This is a genomic window from Flavobacterium sp. J27, from assembly GCF_004303025.1.
Lineage (GTDB): Bacteria > Bacteroidota > Bacteroidia > Flavobacteriales > Flavobacteriaceae > Flavobacterium.
Genome location: NZ_PJQW01000006.1, coordinates 159,551 through 178,725, shown reverse-complemented (window position 1 = coordinate 178,725; position 19,175 = coordinate 159,551). Strand labels below are relative to the sequence as shown.

Annotated in this window: 12 protein-coding genes; 10 read left to right on the top strand and 2 right to left on the bottom strand. The window is 30.5% G+C overall.

Annotated elements, in window-relative coordinates; all coding sequences use genetic code 11:
• Window positions 1-32: 32 nt before the first annotated feature.
• A complete protein-coding gene (locus CX675_RS10180) occupies window positions 33-1,211 on the bottom strand; it encodes a M20/M25/M40 family metallo-hydrolase (RefSeq protein WP_130735130.1) in 1,179 nt (392 codons plus the stop codon).
• 96 nt (window positions 1,212-1,307) lie between these two features.
• Window positions 1,308-1,868, bottom strand: coding sequence for a C40 family peptidase (locus CX675_RS10175; RefSeq protein WP_130735129.1), 561 nt, complete (start codon window positions 1,866-1,868; stop codon window positions 1,308-1,310).
• A gap of 149 nt (window positions 1,869-2,017) precedes the next feature.
• Here CX675_RS10175 and uvrB point away from each other — a divergent pair, with 149 nt between their 5' ends.
• The 10 genes from uvrB to CX675_RS10125 all read left to right on the top strand — a co-directional run bounded on the left by uvrB (window position 2,018) and on the right by CX675_RS10125 (window position 19,173).
• Window positions 2,018-4,006, top strand: coding sequence for an excinuclease ABC subunit UvrB (gene uvrB / locus CX675_RS10170; RefSeq protein WP_130735128.1), 1,989 nt, complete (start codon window positions 2,018-2,020; stop codon window positions 4,004-4,006).
• Window positions 4,007-4,008: 2 nt separating this feature from the next.
• Complete coding sequence (locus CX675_RS10165; protein ID WP_130735127.1) at window positions 4,009-4,467, top strand: YciI family protein; 459 nt, start codon at window positions 4,009-4,011, stop codon at window positions 4,465-4,467.
• Between the two features lie 3 nt (window positions 4,468-4,470).
• Window positions 4,471-4,941, top strand: a complete 471-nt coding sequence (locus CX675_RS10160) for a DUF4375 domain-containing protein (protein ID WP_130735126.1) — start codon at window positions 4,471-4,473, stop codon at window positions 4,939-4,941.
• 228 nt (window positions 4,942-5,169) lie between these two features.
• The gene (locus tag CX675_RS10155) at window positions 5,170-6,186 is read left to right on the top strand and encodes a hypothetical protein (protein ID WP_130735125.1); all 1,017 of its coding nucleotides are present in this window, start codon (window positions 5,170-5,172) and stop codon (window positions 6,184-6,186) included.
• Between the two features lie 267 nt (window positions 6,187-6,453).
• Window positions 6,454-9,432, top strand: coding sequence for a GDSL-type esterase/lipase family protein (locus CX675_RS10150; RefSeq protein WP_130735124.1), 2,979 nt, complete (start codon window positions 6,454-6,456; stop codon window positions 9,430-9,432).
• Between the two features lie 178 nt (window positions 9,433-9,610).
• The gene (locus tag CX675_RS10145) at window positions 9,611-11,257 is read left to right on the top strand and encodes a DUF6377 domain-containing protein (protein ID WP_130735123.1); all 1,647 of its coding nucleotides are present in this window, start codon (window positions 9,611-9,613) and stop codon (window positions 11,255-11,257) included.
• 291 nt (window positions 11,258-11,548) lie between these two features.
• Complete coding sequence (locus CX675_RS10140; protein WP_130735122.1) at window positions 11,549-14,497, top strand: TonB-dependent receptor; 2,949 nt, start codon at window positions 11,549-11,551, stop codon at window positions 14,495-14,497.
• Between the two features lie 10 nt (window positions 14,498-14,507).
• The gene (locus tag CX675_RS10135; RefSeq protein WP_205728626.1) at window positions 14,508-15,980 is read left to right on the top strand and encodes a RagB/SusD family nutrient uptake outer membrane protein; all 1,473 of its coding nucleotides are present in this window, start codon (window positions 14,508-14,510) and stop codon (window positions 15,978-15,980) included.
• Between the two features lie 10 nt (window positions 15,981-15,990).
• Entirely contained in the window at window positions 15,991-17,715 is a 1,725-nt protein-coding gene (locus CX675_RS10130; protein ID WP_130735120.1) for a SusE domain-containing protein, read from the top strand.
• A 15-nt stretch (window positions 17,716-17,730) separates the two neighbouring features.
• On the top strand, window positions 17,731-19,173 hold the full coding sequence (locus CX675_RS10125; protein WP_205728625.1) for a glycoside hydrolase family 30 beta sandwich domain-containing protein: 1,443 nt from the start codon (window positions 17,731-17,733) through the stop codon (window positions 19,171-19,173).
• Window positions 19,174-19,175: the final 2 nt, after the last annotated feature.

The following is a 19,175-nucleotide window of genomic DNA, read 5'->3' as shown; positions in this document are numbered from 1 at the left end:
TCACTACAGGAATTATTCCAACATTCCATTACTTAATTAATAATTATTTTCTTGTTGACTTTTTCTCCATCAAAAGATAATTGTACAACATAAATTCCTTTATTTAAACTGCTAATATTAATATTTTCAAGCTGTTTCGGATTACTAATCTCGTCAGTATATACCACTTTACCATGAATATCTATAATTTTAATTTCATAATGATAAGTAGGTTGTGTACCAAAATCTATAAATAAATTCTCTTTTACTGGGTTTGGAAAAAAACGAACTGAGGTAGTATTTAAAAAAGTATTTTCGTTTAAAGTGGTAGCTGCAACAGCAAAATGCATCATGGCTCCTGTAGCCGCTTTAGCTACATTATAATTATAAACTGGATCCATATTGATTAATAAATCTGTAGCTGAATGTTTGTGCGATGTTTCATTCGTTTCGAAAAAACCAGTTATTATTTCATTATTATCTTCAAATGGCATATAATCTGAAGCATAAGCATATGATAAATAAGTATTTAATGGTGAATACAATCCTACGCAAGTTATTAATTCATTTGTAATAGTATTAGACGCAGCATTATTAGTTGTTGGTGTACCAGTATCTCTTTCACAAGTAATGGTATTATTAGTTATTCCTGCTACACCACCTACTTCATCTAAATTAAATACTAATTTTATATCTAATTTAGGATTGGTTCCGTTTACAACAGAATTTACATAATGCTGACTACCTACTAACCCATCTTCTTCTCCACTAAAATTAATAAATTTTATCGAATATTCCGTGGAAATATCTTGTAACAAGCGAGCAACTTCAAGTATCGCTGCCACACCACTTCCGTTATCGTTTGTCCCAGTACCAACAATAGAATCGTAATGACCACAAATAATTACAAAAGTATTAGGATATAAAGTTCCTACTTTAGTAACTATCAAATTTTTACATGTATAACCTCCATTGGTAAACGTATCTTCCTGAAACTGGGCAGTAGTATAACCAAAACTTAAATATTTATTTCTTAACCAATTATAAGTATCTTCCAAGGGTTGTGTTCCTCTTCTTTTAACTCCTAAGTTTTCAAATTCGGTTAAATAATTAGTAATATTGGTTTGCGAAACCTGATTGGAAACATCTGCATAATACTGAATAAAAGACTGTGATAAAGCTATATTAGCAAAAAAAAATATCGCTAATAAAAAGGTAGATTTAGTTTTCATGTTATTGTTAAAGTTTGTAAAACAATAATAAAAAAATAGTCTGTATTATGCAACGAAAAAACAGCTTTTCATTACGCTAAAAAAGAAATTCTAAAATTAAGGATTAATCACATCTATGGCTTGATAAAATCGTTTAGAGTAATGAGCAGAATGTAAATCGCTAATGGTTACTTTCATTGCTTTCCCAGATGAGGCATGAATAAATTTTGACTGCAATCCATCGGCTTCACAAACAATACCTACATGACCTATAGAAGTGCTATCACGATACCCTGTAAAAACCAAAATATCTCCTAATGCAACAGAATCTACAGGAATAGGTTTACCGAAATTTTTAAATCCACTGGAAACTCTGGGTACTTGAATAGCAAAATTTTTAAAAATATAATTTACAAAACCAGAACAATCAAACCCTTTTTTAGGATCTTGTGAAGAATACACATAAGGAACATCTAAAAAACTTTTGGCAAAAGACACAATTTCTGCCCTATCAATTTCTTGATTGCTTTGTTTATCAAATAGTACTTTTTCTTTCACTTTTTGAGTACGTATTATTGTTTTTGAATTTCCTTTTTGAATATCCTTCTTTTCAGAAAAATTTAAATAGAAAAAAGGTATGCAAATAAAACTAAATACTACTAAAAAAAATCCTTTCATAATCTTCTGTTTACAGCTTAAAATCAAAAATAAGGATTTCAAAATTGAATTCTGTTAAAATAAAATAAAAGCCAACAATTCCTTATCTTTGTTAGTTTAGTAATACGAATAAAAAAGTCTTAGCTAAGCTAATGTAAAAAGTAAAATACATGAAGTTTCAAGTAGTATCAGATTATAAACCCACTGGAGATCAACCTCAAGCCATTGAAAAATTAGCGAAAGGAATTCTAAATGGTGAAAAATACCAAACTTTATTAGGAGTAACTGGTTCAGGAAAAACATTTACAGTTGCTAATGTAGTACAAGAAGTGCAAAAACCTACCTTAGTTTTAGCGCACAATAAAACATTAGCAGCTCAATTATATTCAGAATTCAAACAATTTTTTCCCAATAATTCGGTTCAGTATTTTGTTTCGTATTATGACTATTATCAACCTGAAGCGTTTATTCCTGTTACAGGTACTTATATAGAAAAAGATCTATCTATCAATGACGAATTGGAAAAATTGAGATTAAGTACTACTTCTGCCCTACTTTCTGGGCGAAGAGATATTATTGTTATTTCATCTGTTTCCTGTTTGTATGGTATTGGTAATCCTATAGAATTTCAAAAAAATGTAGTAAGTATTGAACGGGATCAGGTTATTTCTCGTACCAAATTCTTACATCGTTTAGTACAAAGTTTATACGCTCGAACCGAAGCAGAATTTACTCCTGGAACCTTTCGCATTAAAGGAGATACTGTTGAAGTGTTTCCAAGCTATGCTGACGACCCTTTTCGGATTCATTTTTTTGGAGACGAAATCGAAGAAATTGAATGCTTCGACTCTCGTTCGGCTCAAGTTATTGAGAAATATGAAAAACTGAATATTTATCCTGCTAATATGTTTGTCACTTCACCCGATGTGTTACAAAAAGCCATTTGGGAAATTCAGCAAGATTTGGTAAAACAAGTAGACTATTTTAAAGAGATTGGTAAACATTTAGAAGCCAAAAGATTAGAAGAACGCACCAATTTTGATTTGGAAATGATACGCGAATTAGGATATTGCTCTGGAATTGAAAATTATTCTAGATACTTAGATGGCCGAGAAGCCGGTACAAGACCTTTCTGTCTTTTAGATTATTTCCCAGACGATTTCTTAATGGTAGTTGATGAAAGTCATGTTACAGTTTCTCAAGTTCATGCTATGTATGGAGGTGATAGAAGTAGAAAAGAAAACTTAGTAGAATATGGTTTTAGATTACCAGCCGCCATGGATAATCGCCCACTCAAATTTGAAGAATTTGAAGCGCTTCAAAATCAAGTGGTTTATGTTTCTGCAACGCCTGCTGATTACGAATTAGAAAAATCAGAAGGAATTTATGTGGAACAAATTATTCGCCCTACTGGTTTATTGGATCCAATAATTGAAATTCGCCCTAGTGCCAATCAAATTGATGATTTAATAGAAGAAATACAAGTGCGTTGTGAAGCAGATGAACGCGTTTTGGTTACTACTTTAACTAAAAGAATGGCAGAAGAATTAACCAAATATTTAACTAAAGTGGCTATTCGATGCCGTTATATTCATTCTGATGTAGATACTTTAGAACGCGTTGAAATAATGCAAGATTTACGCAAAGGGTTGTTTGATGTTTTAATTGGAGTAAATTTATTAAGAGAGGGTTTAGATTTGCCTGAAGTTTCTTTAGTTGCCATTTTAGATGCAGATAAAGAAGGCTTTTTAAGAAGTCACCGATCTTTAACACAAACTGTAGGTCGTGCCGCTCGTAATGTAAATGGTAAAGCTATTATGTATGCTGATAAAATAACTCAAAGTATGCAAAAAACGATAGACGAAACCAATTACAGAAGGGAAAAACAAATGAAATATAACGCAGATAATAATTTGGTTCCAAAAGCATTAAATAAAAGCTTAGGGAATGCTCTTAGTGGTAATTCAGTTTCTACGCATTATTATGAAAATTTAGAATATAAAGCTGCAGAACCAGAAAGCGAATATTTATCAAAACCAGAAATTGAAAAAAAAATTCGAGAAAAACGAAAAGCGATGGAAAAAGCGGCCAAAGAACTTGATTTTATGCAAGCAGCTAAACTAAGAGATGAAATAAAAGTGTTACAAGAAAAAATTTAATTATGCTACAAAAATACCTATTGTTTGGATTACTTTTTATGAGCTTTTTTACAAATGCACAAGAGACAAACCCCAATTATGATGCTACATTAGCTAAAAAATTAAATGCTGATGATTATGGTATGAAATCCTATGTATTTGTAGTTTTAAAAACAGGTACTAATACCTCTTCAGACAAAGAGTTTATCGCTTCTTGTTTTAAAAGTCATATGGAAAACATCCATAAAATGGTAAAAGAAAATAAGTTAATTGTGGCTGGTCCTATGAATAAAAATGACAATAATATTAGAGGAATATTCATTTTGAATGTCACTTCGTTTGAAGAAGCAAACGCTTTATTGCAACGCGACAAAGCAATTAAAGAAAATATATTAGCTGTCGAATTATACAATTGGTATGGTTCTGCAGCTTTATCTGAATATTTAGAAGTGTCAGACAAAATTTGGAAAATCAAACCTTAAAAAATGAAAAACTTACAAGAAATTCTTCAATTAAAAGATGATATAGAAATCATTGAAACCATTGGAACAATCATATGGGATAAAAAAGAAGAAAATGATACACTTACCGAAGGAGAAAAAAACTTTGTACTCATCGATATTTTTGAAGGAGTTATGAATGAAGGTGGTTTTTCATATTTTTTCAAAAGTGAATCGGGTGATTTTGCTAGAGAAGTTGTAGAAGCTTACAAAAAAGTTGGTGCAACCAAAACAGCAAACTTAATAGCAAAAGCTATTGGTCTTTTTGGTATTAATAATTATCACGACACGCATATTAAAAGACAAAATACACTAACCAAATTGGATGAAAAAGTTTTTTCTGCTTGGGAAGATTTAGACGAACTCTTTTTTAATGAAGAACTTGAAGAAGATATAATTGCTTTATTAATTCAGTATATAAAAGAAAATCAAAACTATTTTAATTATAAAAACTAAAATTCTTAATTATTTCTTAAAACAGGTAAAAACACGTATTTAAAAAGTATTTTTTTTTATATTTTTGCTTCTATAATTTCAATTCATAACACAATTCCCTTTTAATTTGGAATTCTACTCCTTTTAAATCAAGCAAATAGGCAAAAAGCTTCAGGGAATTGTGTTTTTTTATTTAAATTTTAATAATTATAGTTATTTTTATCGCTTACCTATTAACATTAAAATTTAATGCACCACTACATTGAATCGCTACAGCAAATTGGAAGCGTTTTTAAAAAAGATCAAAATGATTTTTTAGAATTATCCAATACTATTGCTTCATATAAAAAAATTGTAACAGAACTTACTACATTAGACTTAGACAGCGAAGCAAATAAAGAAAGTATTCATTTTAATAATGGAAAAGCATTAGGTACCACTTGGGCCGCTATGTGTATAGATGATCTTTTACGCACCAAGCTTTTTATAAGTGGCGTTTTTAAAGCAGTAGAAATGCTACTCCAAAAACAAAAGAAGGGTATTCATATATTGTATGCTGGAACTGGGCCATATGCTACTTTACTCTTACCTATTTTTGCAAGTTTCTCACCAGATCAGGTTCAAGCGACTGTAATAGAGATAAACGAACAAAGCTTTAAGAATATGAAAGAGGTTATTCAAAAACTCGGTTTTGAGAAACATATTATTTCATATGAAAATAAAGATGCAACCACAATTCAATTGAAAAACCCAGAAACAATCGACATTGTTTTGAGCGAAACATTACAATGCGGACTTATCAAGGAGCAACAAATTCCGATAACCATCAATTTATTAAACCAAGTTCCCAAAAACACTATTTTGATTCCAGAATTACTCGCATTAGATATTTGTTTATTGAATTATAGAAAATTTAAAAATAGAATTTCGGAAACAGATGAAATGGATTTCAATTTAGTGTTAGACAGATTAATAGAAATTAATAATCAATCAAACGAAAAATATCCTTTAAACTTAAAGGAAGAAAAAACACAAGTTTTAGCAAAAAAAGAAATTTATTTAAATTCCAAGCTAATACACAATTTTGATTGCTTAACATTAATTACTCGAATTATAGTTTTTCAAGATGTGAAAATTGAATTAAATGAAAGCGGTTTAACCTTACCAATTATTGTTGGAAGAGGAAACCAACTTAAGGATACTAAAAGCTGCGAGATAACCTATAAAATAGATAAGGTACCTGGTTATGTTATTAATTGGAAATAAAATATTTTAAAAAACATAAAAAAAATATACAAAAAATAAATAAATCACAAAAAAACAATATTTATTTTACTACTTTTTTAAAAGTTCTTTTTTTTAATTAACACTTGAAATACAAAGTATTAACTACATAAAAGTATTGTAATTTTCTACTTATTTACTACTCTTCAAAAAATTAAGCTTTTTTTTATATTACTTCGCAAACGATATAGTTGCATCTACTTTATGCAATTATGAGTTTCTCTTTTTATTAATTTAAAATGAAGTAATATGAAAAAAACACTACTATTAATCCTAATTATTTTCAGTTATACATTTCAATGTAAAGCTCAATCGTTAGATCAATTCTTTTTAGTTGATTTTGGTCCCTCAACTGGAACAAATGGAAGTATAACCTCAAGTCCTGACACTAATTCAAATTATTGGAATAACTGTACAAATGGTTCTTTAAGTAGCATAAGCACACTTATTAATTCTAACAATACTGCTTCAAATTATACTTTAGAAGTAACTGATAGTTTTGTTGTTAATACCAATATTAATTATGGTCCAACAAATACTTCTTCAAACTTAGAGGAACTAGCTATTTCTACCGCTACGCAAGATTATTTTTATTTAGAAACTGGCGGTTCAGCAAATGCTACTGGAGCTTTAAAATTAGGAAACTTAAACCCTTCTAAAGCCTATCAATTTTCAGTTTTTGCTTCCAGACCAACAAGCTCTGTACGCATTTCTAATTATACCTTTACAGGTTCTTCAACCTATAGCAATCAAATTCAAACAAGTGATGGTAGTACTGGTAATCTTACAACTATTTTAACCACTCCATTATTATATCCAAATAATTTAGGGAACATAACTATCAATCTGTCAATTGCACAAGGTGGCTTTGCATACATAAATGCGATTAAAATCGAAGAATATAATGTTCCAACTGTTGAAGTAACCACTGTACAAGTAACAGGAAACGACATAACCATTAGTGGGCAAGCATCACAAATGAATGCTATTGTTAGCCCTGCTAATGCTACTTTTCCAGATGTAAATTGGTCAATAGATAATTCAAGCATAGCTAGTATTAGCAACACTGGATTAGTAACACCTATTCAAAATGGAAGCATAATTGTTACTGCTACAAGTGTTCAGAACCCATCAATCTCAGATTCCAAAACGATAACTATTTCTAACCAAACTACCAAACTTTATTTTTCTGGCTCAACAACAGAAAACGGTGACAACCCTGCAACCGCAATTCCTATGAGAATGGTAACCAATTCTCAAAACAATGTTACCAATATTTTTGAATTATATACCTCTTTAAATCCATCCGGTACTTTTAACTTTTATACTTCTTTAGACACAAATGCTACTGTTTATGGAAACGAATCGGGTGCTGGAACACTCGCTATAAATGGTCCTGGGATAGACCCTATTGAAACTGGTCCTGTCTTAATAACAGTAGATTTAAATACCAATACCTATACCATTCTACCTATAAACTGGAGTGTCGTAGGGAGTACTATTACAAATAGCTGGAATGGTGACGAACCTCTAACATATCAAAATAATGGTATATGGTCTGGAACTATACAAATGAATGTTGTTAACACAGACACAAATCCTAGATTTGTTTTTAAAGGAAATAATTCATGGAATTATGTAATGAAAAAAGTTTCTAATAATAACAACACAGTCATTATGGAATCACAAGGTAATGCATTTAACATTCCGTTTGAAGATATTGACTTAAATTATGGGGTTTTCCAAATTACTTTAAACTTACAAAACTATACTTATAATATAGAATGTATTGCTATAGATAATCATAAAATTTCAATCATGGGTTCTTCGGTTTCAAATGGTCAAGGTGCTACTTCAAACCAAGGTTATGCTTACAAATATGGACAATTATTAATCGATCGGTTTTCAGCAGGAATAGGTTCTGAATGGACAACTTCTAATTTAGCTATCAACGGAAATAATACAATTGCAGTTTTAAATCGTTGGGAAAAAGATTTAATTGCCGATTGTAGCCAATTTGTCATCTATGGATTATCGCTTGGTAATGAAGGCATTCATGAAAATGGACAATCTAGTTTTGATCAATTTAGCACTAATATGCAATTACTTATTACAAAAGCCGAACAAGAAGGAAAAACACCTGTAATAATGAACAATTATACCCGAGCTGATTATAATGCAACAGATTATAATTATATCAAACAAATGAATTTATTAATCCACCAATGGAATGTTGCAAGTGTCAACTTATTAGGTGCTATAGATAATGGTTCAGGACAATGGGCAACAGGTTATCAAGACGACGCATTACATCCTAATGATGCTGGTCATACCGAATTTTTCTATGCCATAGTACCTTCCTTATTTGATGCTTTAGAATTACAAAAACCATTACCTCAACTCATCACAAGTACATATTTAGAAGTAAATAATGCATTTTCCTCAGGATCATTAGAATTTACTCCTGAACATATAATTCACCCATTTACAAATGTAATCGACATAAAAACAAATGCCACTGGAACTCTTTTTTCTTTTACTACACAAACAGCAACAACTGGAACACTAAGTATTGACTCAAACGGACACTTAGTCTATAATTCTCCATCTGGTAATACCATTACTAGTAATACCATTATTAACGATAATCAATGGCATAAAATTTCATTATCTCATTTTTATGCTCGCGGAGAAACAAACTTATATATAGATTCAAATTTAGTAGGTAGTTATAACGAAAATCTTGAAGTAGAAACATTTACTTTAAACCCAGTAAACGCACCTAATTTGATACAATACCGAAATTGGTTTTTTTATCGCTCAGGTATGAATTTAGAAGAAATTACAGCATTACATAATAATCAAATGCTTAAATCAAGTTTGGAATTATATGCTCCTTTAGATGGTGAAGAAATACTTGGTAATAATCCATATATTAATTTAGCTCAAAGTACAAATACAATTGATTCTACTACTTTTTCATTAGGTCTCATAAACTATAATAATGAAAAATGGAAATTTAACAATCCAGTACAAGATAGTTTAACAATTCAATCAACAGATCATACTTCAATTAAAAAACTAGAAGTGTATACTCTTTTAGGTCAGAAAATAAAAAGCACTATTGAATCAAACACAATTCATTTCAGCAACTTATCATCTGGACTGTATGTTGTAAAAATATACTCCGAAAAAGAAATAACTACTATAAAAATAATTAAAAAATAACCTCCTAAATAAAAAAAATAAAAAGGAAGTACTTATATTATTAGGTACTTCCTTTTTTAAATTCACTTGTAAAATAGTACAATTGCAATTCTAAAAAATGTATTTTAGAAATTAATGCAACCTTTTTCTTATTTTGCGACAGGAATTGTTTTGGTTTAAAAACAAATTAAGAAAAATTATGTCTCAGAAATATTTTATAATACTGTCATGTATTCTTTTTATTAACAATATTCAAAGTGCTACAGTTAAAGCAGATTCCTTAATTTCTATTTTAGAAAAAGAAATTATTCTTAGTAAAAAATATGTTTCTTCTAAAGAAAATAAAATCAAAAATTTAATTTCCCTTTTGGAAGACGAAAAAGCAAATTTAAATAATCAATATTTTATAATTTCTAAAATTATTGATGAATACCAATATTATAGCTTTGATAAAGCATTAAACTTCACTGAAAAAAACCTCAACATAGCTTTAAAATTAAATGATCATGTTAAAATTTTAGAATCAAAACTTAAATTAGGAAGACTCTTAGTTGATTCTGGAAGGTACAAAGAATCATTAGATATTTTAAAAGGTATAGAATCCAAAAAACTAAACGACAAATTACTTCGGGAATACTATTTTATTCATAAAGAAGCTTATTCTGGCTTAAGCTTTTACACTATGGTTAAAAACCGAAAAACAGATTATAATATCTTATATTCAAAATATGAGGATTCACTTTCCAAAAGATTGAAAAAATCTTCCTTTGAAGTACTTTCTTTATTAGAAAAAAAATACCGAGACAATCGGGAAATTGAAAAAGCTTTAGAAATAAACACAAAGCGCTTAAATGAATGCAAAATGGGAACAAGGGAATTTTCTTTAGTTACTTTTGAAAGGTCTTTATTATACCAACTTAATACAGATACTAATAATCAAAAGAAATATTTAAGCTTATCTGCTATTTCTGATATTCGTTCTAATGTAAAAGACAACGCTTCCTTAACCGAATTAGCCATGATTTTATATTCTGAAAATGATATAGAAAGAGCACATAAATTTATTACTTTTTCTATGGATGACGCTAAATTTTACAATTCTCACTTACGTTTTGTTAATATATCGAATATTTTGCCTGCTATCACTATCGCTTATGAAAATAGAATAAATGATCAAAAAAACACTCTTAAAAACTTTATTATTCTAATTAGTACTCTCGGACTTGTTTTATTATTTGTACTAGTTTATATTTTTAAACAAAATAAAAAACTATCTCATGCGAAAAATAATCTTAAGGAAGTAAATGATAAATTAAACAACTTAAATAAAGAATTAAACTTCAGCAATAATGATTTAAGTAAAATAACTCTGTTATTAGCTGAATCTAATGATATCAAAGAGCATTATATTGCTACATTCTTAAACTTATATTCAGAATATATTGACAAATTAGACATTTATAGAAAATTAGTAACCAAGTACATTATTACAAATAAAACCAATGAACTTTTGGATTTAACCAAATCAAAACAGGTCATTGATAATGAGCTAAAGATTTTTTACAAAAATTTTGATGAGTCCTTTCTTCATATTTATCCTAATTTTATTCAACAGTTTAATGAACTTTTAAAAGACGATGAAAAGATAACTGTAAAAAACAGTGAAGAACTTTTAAACACCGAACTGAGAATTTATGCATTAATTCGATTAGGCATCACAAATAGCGCGAAAATATCAAAAATATTAAGATATTCAGTAAACACAATTTATAATTATAGGGTTAAAATTAAGAATAGCGCAATTAATCGTTCTGAATTTGAAAATTTAATAAAAAAAATAGAATAAAAATTCATTTTTATCAGTAAAAAACATCTAAATAAAGCCTCTATTTTTACTTTTTTATCCACTAACTACTACTTTTTAAAAAAACAAAAAATAAAATAATGTGTTTAAAATCAATATTTTAAATAAGAAAATAAAAAGTAAAAATCTACTTTTTTACTACCCTTGAAAAAAGAGTAAAGAACAATTATATACATTTGGATTAACAATAATTTAACAAAGAACTACATCGTTAGAGTTTGTCAAGTTTTAAAAACAAAATTAAAAAATTATTAACCCATATTATATAATTGTATGATTTCAAACTGCAAAAAAAAGGGAAAATTACTACTTCTATTCTTCCTATTATCAGTATTAACTTCTTTTGCTCAAGAAAAGAAAATTAAAGGTAAAGTAACCGATAATAACGGAATTCCTGTGCCAGGCGCATCGATTGTAGTAAAAAACACCTCCATTGGTACAAATACCGATTTTGATGGTTTATTTGAATTACAGATAAATGACAATCCTAGTACTATTTTATTAGTATCTTACATTGGCATGAAAGACCAAGAAGTTCTAGTGGGCAATCAAACGGAAATAAATGTGGTGCTATCTGAAAATGTAGAAGACCTTAAAGAAGTTATAGTTGTAGGTTATGGTACTCAAAAGAAAGGAGATCTAACAGGTGCTGTAGCCACTATAGATAGTGAAAAATTACAATCAAGATCAGTTGGACAAATAGGCAACTTAATACAAGGACAAGTTACTGGTGTTCAAGTACTCAGTAGTGGTGGAAAACCTTCGCAAGGATTAAGCATTAGAGTAAGAGGTACTTCTTCAATTTCATCTGGTAGTGAACCTTTATATGTTATCGATGGTGTACCAACGTCTGATACTCGTTCTTTAAACCCAAGTGATATTGAAAGTATTACTGTTCTAAAAGATGCATCATCAGCAGCTATATATGGTGCACAAGGAGCTAATGGTGTTGTTTTAATTACAACTAAAAAAGGAACTAGTGCCAAACCAATCTTCACTTTTGACACTTATGCAGGTATTTCTCAAGTTTGGAAAACATTAAAAGTGTTAAATGGTGAACAATATCGCGATTTAATGACCGAATTAGGATATAATACCAATTGGTCTCAGTATAACCATAACACAGATTGGCAAGATAAAGTGTTTCAAAATGGTTATTCTCAAAGCTATCAATTAGCTGTATCTGGTAAAAGCAATGGTACTAACTATTATGTATCTGGTGGTTTTATTGACCAAGAAGGAGCTGTAAGAAGTGCTGAAATGACACGATACAATTTTAAAGTTAATCTAGATCAAGAAATTAATAATTGGTTAACTATGGGAACACGATTAGCTTATACCAAATATTCGGATGTTGATATTAACGATAATAATAATGTAAATGTTGGTGGTGTTCTTTTGGGAGCATTAACAACTCCGTCAGTTATTGGTGAATACAATCCAGATGGAAGTTTTACTAGCAATCCTTTTCAAAATTGGGAAAACCCATTAGCTAGTACGGATGGATTGGATAGAAAATATGAAAACACCAGAATATTAGGAAATTTATACGTACAAGCTAAAATTTTAAAAGACTTTACTTATAAAAGTAATATTGGTATCGATAATGGTAATGGCGTTTTTAATTCTTTTCTAGATCCTTTCAGAACTGGTTATGGGAGAGCTATAAAAGGACGCGCTATTAGAACTACAAATGAAAATTTCTTTTACATATTTGACAATACGTTAAGTTATAAAAAAGCACTAGGAAAGCATAGTATTGAAGGTTTAGTAGGTTCTGTTATCCAAAAAAACAAATATGACAACTCTAACTTAGAAGTTAGAAATTTTGCTAGCGCCAGTATTACGACTCCAAATGGAGGTTCAGAAATTATAAGTGCAACGGCAACAAAAGCAGAAAAATCGAATGTATCATTCATCAGTCGAATAAACTATGCCTATGCTGACAAATATTTACTAACTGCAAATTTTAGAGCCGATGCTTCTAGTGTGTTTGGTCCGAATAACCGATGGGGTTATTTTCCTTCCTTTTCGGCTGGATGGAAAATTTCTAATGAAAGCTTCTTAGAAGATAGTAAAGTAGTTAATAATTTAAAACTAAGATTGGGTTGGGGTATCGTAGGTAATGACCAAATTGGAAATTATGCTTATTATGGAAGAATTGGAAACGGGTCCAACTATCCCATTGGTGGTGCTATCCAACCTGGAACCTATCCAGCAACTCTAGAAAATTTATCTTTAAAATGGGAGGAAACAACGCAAACTAACATAGGAGTTGATTTTGAAACTTTAAAGGGAAGAATTAAACTTACCGCAGATGCTTATGTAAAAAGAACCAAAGATTTACTATATAATGCTCCTTTACCTACTTCTTCAGGTTTTGATCGTGCTTTACAAAACATTGGTGAAGTTGAGAATAAAGGTTTCGAATTAGGAATTAACACAATTAATGTAGATTCAGATTTTAAATGGTCTAGCGGGTTAAACATTTCATTTAATAGAAATGAAGTTATTAATTTAATCGGAGAAGATATTTTATTAGGCTCTATTGCTGGTAGAGGAAATGCTGTCCTTTTAAGAGAAGGATTACCATTAGGTACTTTATATGGTTATATTTTTGGAGGTGTAGATCCTGCTACTGGTAATGCTTACTATATCGATAAAAACGGAAATTCTACTTTTACACCTTCTGATGACGATCGAGTGGTTATCGGTAATGCTAATCCAGACTTTATTTATGCAATTAATAACCGCTTCTCATATAAAGGTTTTGGTCTGCAAATATTATTAGAAGGAACCTATGGAAACGACATGTTAAATGCAACACGCATTGAAACTGAAGGAATGATTGATCCGAAAAACCAAAGCATTGAGGTATTGCATAGATGGAAACAACCGGGAGATATAACCGATATTCCAAGAGCAAGCTTTGGAAACACAGATAACTCAAGAATTTCTACCCGATTCATTGAAGATGGTTCCTATTTAAGATTTAAAGCCGTGACTTTCAGCTATAATTTCAATGAAAAAATTGTTGAAAAGTTAAAACTATCAAACTTTAAATTATATGTAACTGGTGAAAACTTAATTACGCTTACAAATTATAGTGGATACGATCCAGAAGTAAATGCTTATGGAGGAGCAAATGTGGAAAGAGGAATTGATTTCGGTACCTATCCGCAAAGCAGAACACTATTATTTGGAATGAATGTTTCTTTTTAAAAAAAATACTATGAAAAAATTTAAAATAACAATCTTATTACTTACGATTATTTCTATCATTTCATGTGATGATTTTTTAGATTTAAAACCAATTTCTGAAGAAACTAGCGGTAACGGTTATGAAACAGGCTCACAAATTGAAGCCGCATTAGTGGGTGCCTATGAGTCATTTCAGTCTGCAGAATATTACGTATGGGATAACATCCTATTTTCAGATGTAAGAGCAGATAATGCCTATGCCGGAGGAGACAATCCTGAAATTTTTACTATCGATAAATTAGAAGTAACTCCTACCAATTCAAGGTTATTTAAAAACTGGTCTAATCTTTATAATGCGATTGCTAAAGCAAATTTAGTAATTGACAATGTAGATGGTATTAATGATCCTTTATTAAGTAATGAAAGAAAACAGCAAATAAAAGGAGAAGCTTATTTTTTAAGAGCGTATCATTATTTTACCTTAGTTAAATTATGGGGAGGCGTTCCGTTAATTACAAACTATAGTACATCTGCCGAACCTTCTGCAGTAAATGTACCTAGATCCTCGGTAGAAGAAGTTTATGCAACAATTATTGAAGACTTATTACTTGCTAGCGATTTATTACCAGATACTTATTCAGACACAAGTATTACCAAAGCAAGAGCTACTGCTGGTGCTGCAAACGCATTATTAGCTAAAGTGTATGCTCAAAAACCAAATCCGGATTATCAAAAAGTACTAAACCATATTCAATTGGTAGAAAATAGCGCAGCAAATTACATTTTAATTAATTATGATAATTTATTTGATGGAAATAATTACAACAATGCTGAATCCATTATTGAAGTACAATATTTAGGCGGAAATGAAGGAAATTATGGTCCACAATTATTATTACCTCCTTCATTAACAGGTGATAGTTGGAGAAAATTTGTGACACCGTCTCATAATTTGATTGATGCTTTTGATGAACAAGCAGATAATGTAAGAAAAAATGCAAGCATAAAATTTGAATCTGTACAATGGGTTGATGAATACTGGGGTAATGCAACTGGTAGTAGTATTCCTTTTAGCTACAAATGGAAAATTGCTGGTGGTTTTGCAAGTTCTAACCGTCAGTATTTATTACGATTAGGAGATATTATTTTATTAAAAGCAGAAGCTTTGAACGAACTGGAACAATTAGAACCAGCAGCTACAGAAGTTAATAGAATTAGAACAAGAGTAAACCTTCCAGATTTAACACCAAGTCAAAAAAGTTCAAAAACGGTTTTAAGAGAAACTATTTTGAAGGAAAGAAGGTTAGAATTATTTCAAGAAGGACATCGATGGGATGATTTAGTTCGATACAATCTGGCTGTTTCAACTATGAATAATCTCATTGAAATTGATTTAAGAAATGGTAATCCTGTTAATTACAACATGACTCAAGCTAAGATTTTGCTTCCTATTCCACAACAAGAAAGAGATAGAAATCCTGCTTTAACTCAAAATCCACTATAAAACAGCTATTATGAAACATTATTATAAAATACTTTGCTTAATTAGTATTAGTTGGTTCTTCATGGGTTGTGAAAAAGACAATCTAGATCCACTGGGTAATTGGAGTTTAACTCCCGCTAAATTAATAATCCCTACAGATAATACAAGTGTAGAACTAGAGGAAGAAGCACCTAATGAAACCGTAACTTTTGATTGGTCTCCTGCTTCATCTTCAGCAGATTTTGCTATAACGTATAGTGTTGTTTTTGACACTTTAGGTTCAACTTCTTTTGATACTCCAATTTTAGAATTACCTTCTGGAAGTGCTGGAAAAGACCATTCTTTAGCAATATCTCACAGAACAATAGATGAATATTTATCATATAGTGGCTATCCTATTGACGATTTTGCAAACATCACTTGGACAGTCAAAGCGAAATGTTTAGATCGAGTAGTGTATGCATCAAGTCGTACTATTTCATTCAAAAGATTTCCAACCGAGATTATTCCAATTAAATTATACATCTCAGGAACTGCAACAGAAAACAATAACGATTTAAATAATGCTATTGCACTAAAACGTTTGAACAATAGCTCTGGAGCACCTTCAAATAGACATGAAGTATATACTCGATTGACAGCTGGTAACACTTATAAATTTTACAGTGAAAAACAATTACCTTGTCATCAATACGGGACAAACGCTAATGGTGATTTAGTAAAATCTGGTATTCCAATAACGGTTACAGAATCTGGAGAATATCGAATCAATGTTGATTTAGATAATGCTACTTATGATGTATTAAAAATAGAGAAATGGAGTGTTGTGGGTGATCCAATAAATAACGGCTGGGGTGGTGATGAACCTTTAACCTATCAGGGTGGTGGCATTTGGAAAGCTTCTATACAATTAGTTAACACTGGAAATTTTGCGTTTCGTGCCAATGAAAATTGGGGTTATCTTCTAAAAAGAGTTACTGGAACAACAAACCGTGTAATTATGGAATCCCAAGCTACTTCTCAAGGACTTAGCTATGAAGATATTCCATCTACTAATTTAGGACATTATTTCGTTACACTAAACTTATCTGCAACAGGGTACACCTACAACATGGAAATCGATAACACGGCTCCAGATCCGATTGTTACACCTAACCAATTATTTCTATTTGCAAATGGTACCATGATTGAAGAATTTAATAAATCGGGAGATGTTTTCAGTTTAGATAAATTTATTCCTTTACAAACTTCAGTAAATTATTCTTTAAATTCAGAGTCAAATGGTTCGGGAACTAGTTATGCCATTAATGGAGCTCTTGGTGATTCTAGCACTCCAGATGCAGATAAAGTAATCGGAAATAATACTATTACAGAAAGTACCAATGCCATAACTATTGCTAATGATCGTGCTTTACGATTAACAATTGACTTTAGTCAGTCTAAAGTAAATTGGGAATACTACAATTTCAAGTTGTTTCATTGGCAAGTATGGGAAAATCGAGATGAATTTACTATGACGTATCAACATCCAAACACCTACACTATTACAACAGCTTTAAGTACTAACTATGATATGAAGTTCATCAGTCCATGGGATTTTGATATGGGTTCAACTACTCCAACTGCCCTAACAGGTTCTATTACAAATGGTGGTGGATCAAACATTAACAATATAACATCAGCTGGTAATTATGTAGTTACTATAACTTTAGATGATGATTACCAATCTGGAACTTACACTTTTGTACAACAATAATTCAAAAATATACTTATGCTTAATCGAATTGCCTTAAAAACATTCAAATTGATAATGATCCCTTTAATTGTTCTTTCAGAGAACAGTTGCGATGACAAAAATTTACCTTACTATCCACCACCATCTGTAGAAAGTGTAAATGCAAAATTTTACTTAACCACACCTAGTAAATCTAGTCTTATAGCCTTACAAAGTAGTGGTATCCAACCGTTAACACAAAATAATAATTTTACCATTACGGTTTCTGAAAACACTATTTATCAAACCATGGATGGTTTTGGTTATTCCTTAACTGGTGGAAGTGCCCAATTAATTAATAATATGTCTCCTTCTGCTAAAAATAACTTATTAGAAGAACTTTTTGGCACAGGAGAAAACAGTATAGGTGTTAGTTATTTGAGAATTAGTATAGGGGCTTCCGATTTGGATGCCTCTGTATTCTCTTACAACGATTTACCGAGCGGACAAACAGATGTAAATTTAGATCAGTTCTCTATTGCTCCAGATTTAAATAACCTAATTCCTGTTTTAACTCAAATTAAAGCAATTAATCCCAATATTAAAATCTTAGGCTCGCCATGGTCTGCTCCTGCTTGGATGAAAACCAATCAAGCTACTATAGGTGGTGAATTGCAAACCAATTATTATGCAACTTATGCCAATTATTTTGTTAAATATATTCAGGCAATGCAAGCTAATGGTATAACAATTGATGCCATAACAATTCAAAATGAACCAGAAAATCCATACAACAATCCTAGTATGGTAATGACAGCACCACAACAAGCTGATTTTATCAAAAATCACCTTGGTCCTGCTTTTGCTTCAAACAATATTACAACAAAAATTATCCTTTTTGATCATAATCTAGACCATCCAAATTATCCTATTTCAATTTTAGATGATGCTGTAGCTAAAAATTTTGTAGATGGTTCTGCTTTTCATTTATATGCTGGACAAATCGATAATATGAGTCTGGTTCATAATGCACATCCAGATAAAAATGTATATTTTACAGAACAATGGATTCAAGCACCTGGTAGCTTTGCTGGTGATATTAAATGGCATTTTAGAGAATTAATGATTGGTGCGCCACGCAATTGGAGCAAAACGGTACTACAATGGAATTTAGCCGCAGATCCAACTAATAATCCTCATACACCAGGTGGATGTACTGAATGTCTTGGAGCCATTACTATTGATGGAAATAACTACGAAAGAAATCCTGCTTATTACATTATTGCACACAGTTCAAAATTTGTACCAGCAGGTTCTGTAAGAATTCAATCCAATTACTCTATTGAATTACCAAATGTAGCTTACAAAACTCCTGATAATAAAATTGTAGTTGTCGTTTTAAATAATACAGACACACAAAAATCTTTTAATATAAATGCCTCAACTGAACCTGTAACCACTGTTCTTCCTGCTGGAGCAGTTGCTACTTATGTTTGGTAAAA

What these genes read in the sequence shown, in the direction of transcription:
- CX675_RS10130 (WP_130735120.1), top strand. Translation starts at nt 15,991, where the DNA reads ATGAAACATTATTATAAAATACTTTGCTTAATTAGTATTAGTTGGTTC.
- CX675_RS10180 (WP_130735130.1), bottom strand. Translation starts at nt 1,211, where the DNA reads ATGAAAACTAAATCTACCTTTTTATTAGCGATATTTTTTTTTGCTAAT.
- uvrB (WP_130735128.1), top strand. Translation starts at nt 2,018, where the DNA reads ATGAAGTTTCAAGTAGTATCAGATTATAAACCCACTGGAGATCAACCT.
- CX675_RS10155 (WP_130735125.1), top strand. Translation starts at nt 5,170, where the DNA reads ATGCACCACTACATTGAATCGCTACAGCAAATTGGAAGCGTTTTTAAA.
- CX675_RS10150 (WP_130735124.1), top strand. Translation starts at nt 6,454, where the DNA reads ATGAAAAAAACACTACTATTAATCCTAATTATTTTCAGTTATACATTT.
- CX675_RS10125 (WP_205728625.1), top strand. Translation starts at nt 17,731, where the DNA reads ATGCTTAATCGAATTGCCTTAAAAACATTCAAATTGATAATGATCCCT.
- CX675_RS10160 (WP_130735126.1), top strand. Translation starts at nt 4,471, where the DNA reads ATGAAAAACTTACAAGAAATTCTTCAATTAAAAGATGATATAGAAATC.
- CX675_RS10175 (WP_130735129.1), bottom strand. Translation starts at nt 1,868, where the DNA reads ATGAAAGGATTTTTTTTAGTAGTATTTAGTTTTATTTGCATACCTTTT.
- CX675_RS10135 (WP_205728626.1), top strand. Translation starts at nt 14,508, where the DNA reads ATGAAAAAATTTAAAATAACAATCTTATTACTTACGATTATTTCTATC.
- CX675_RS10165 (WP_130735127.1), top strand. Translation starts at nt 4,009, where the DNA reads ATGCTACAAAAATACCTATTGTTTGGATTACTTTTTATGAGCTTTTTT.
- CX675_RS10145 (WP_130735123.1), top strand. Translation starts at nt 9,611, where the DNA reads ATGTCTCAGAAATATTTTATAATACTGTCATGTATTCTTTTTATTAAC.
- CX675_RS10140 (WP_130735122.1), top strand. Translation starts at nt 11,549, where the DNA reads ATGATTTCAAACTGCAAAAAAAAGGGAAAATTACTACTTCTATTCTTC.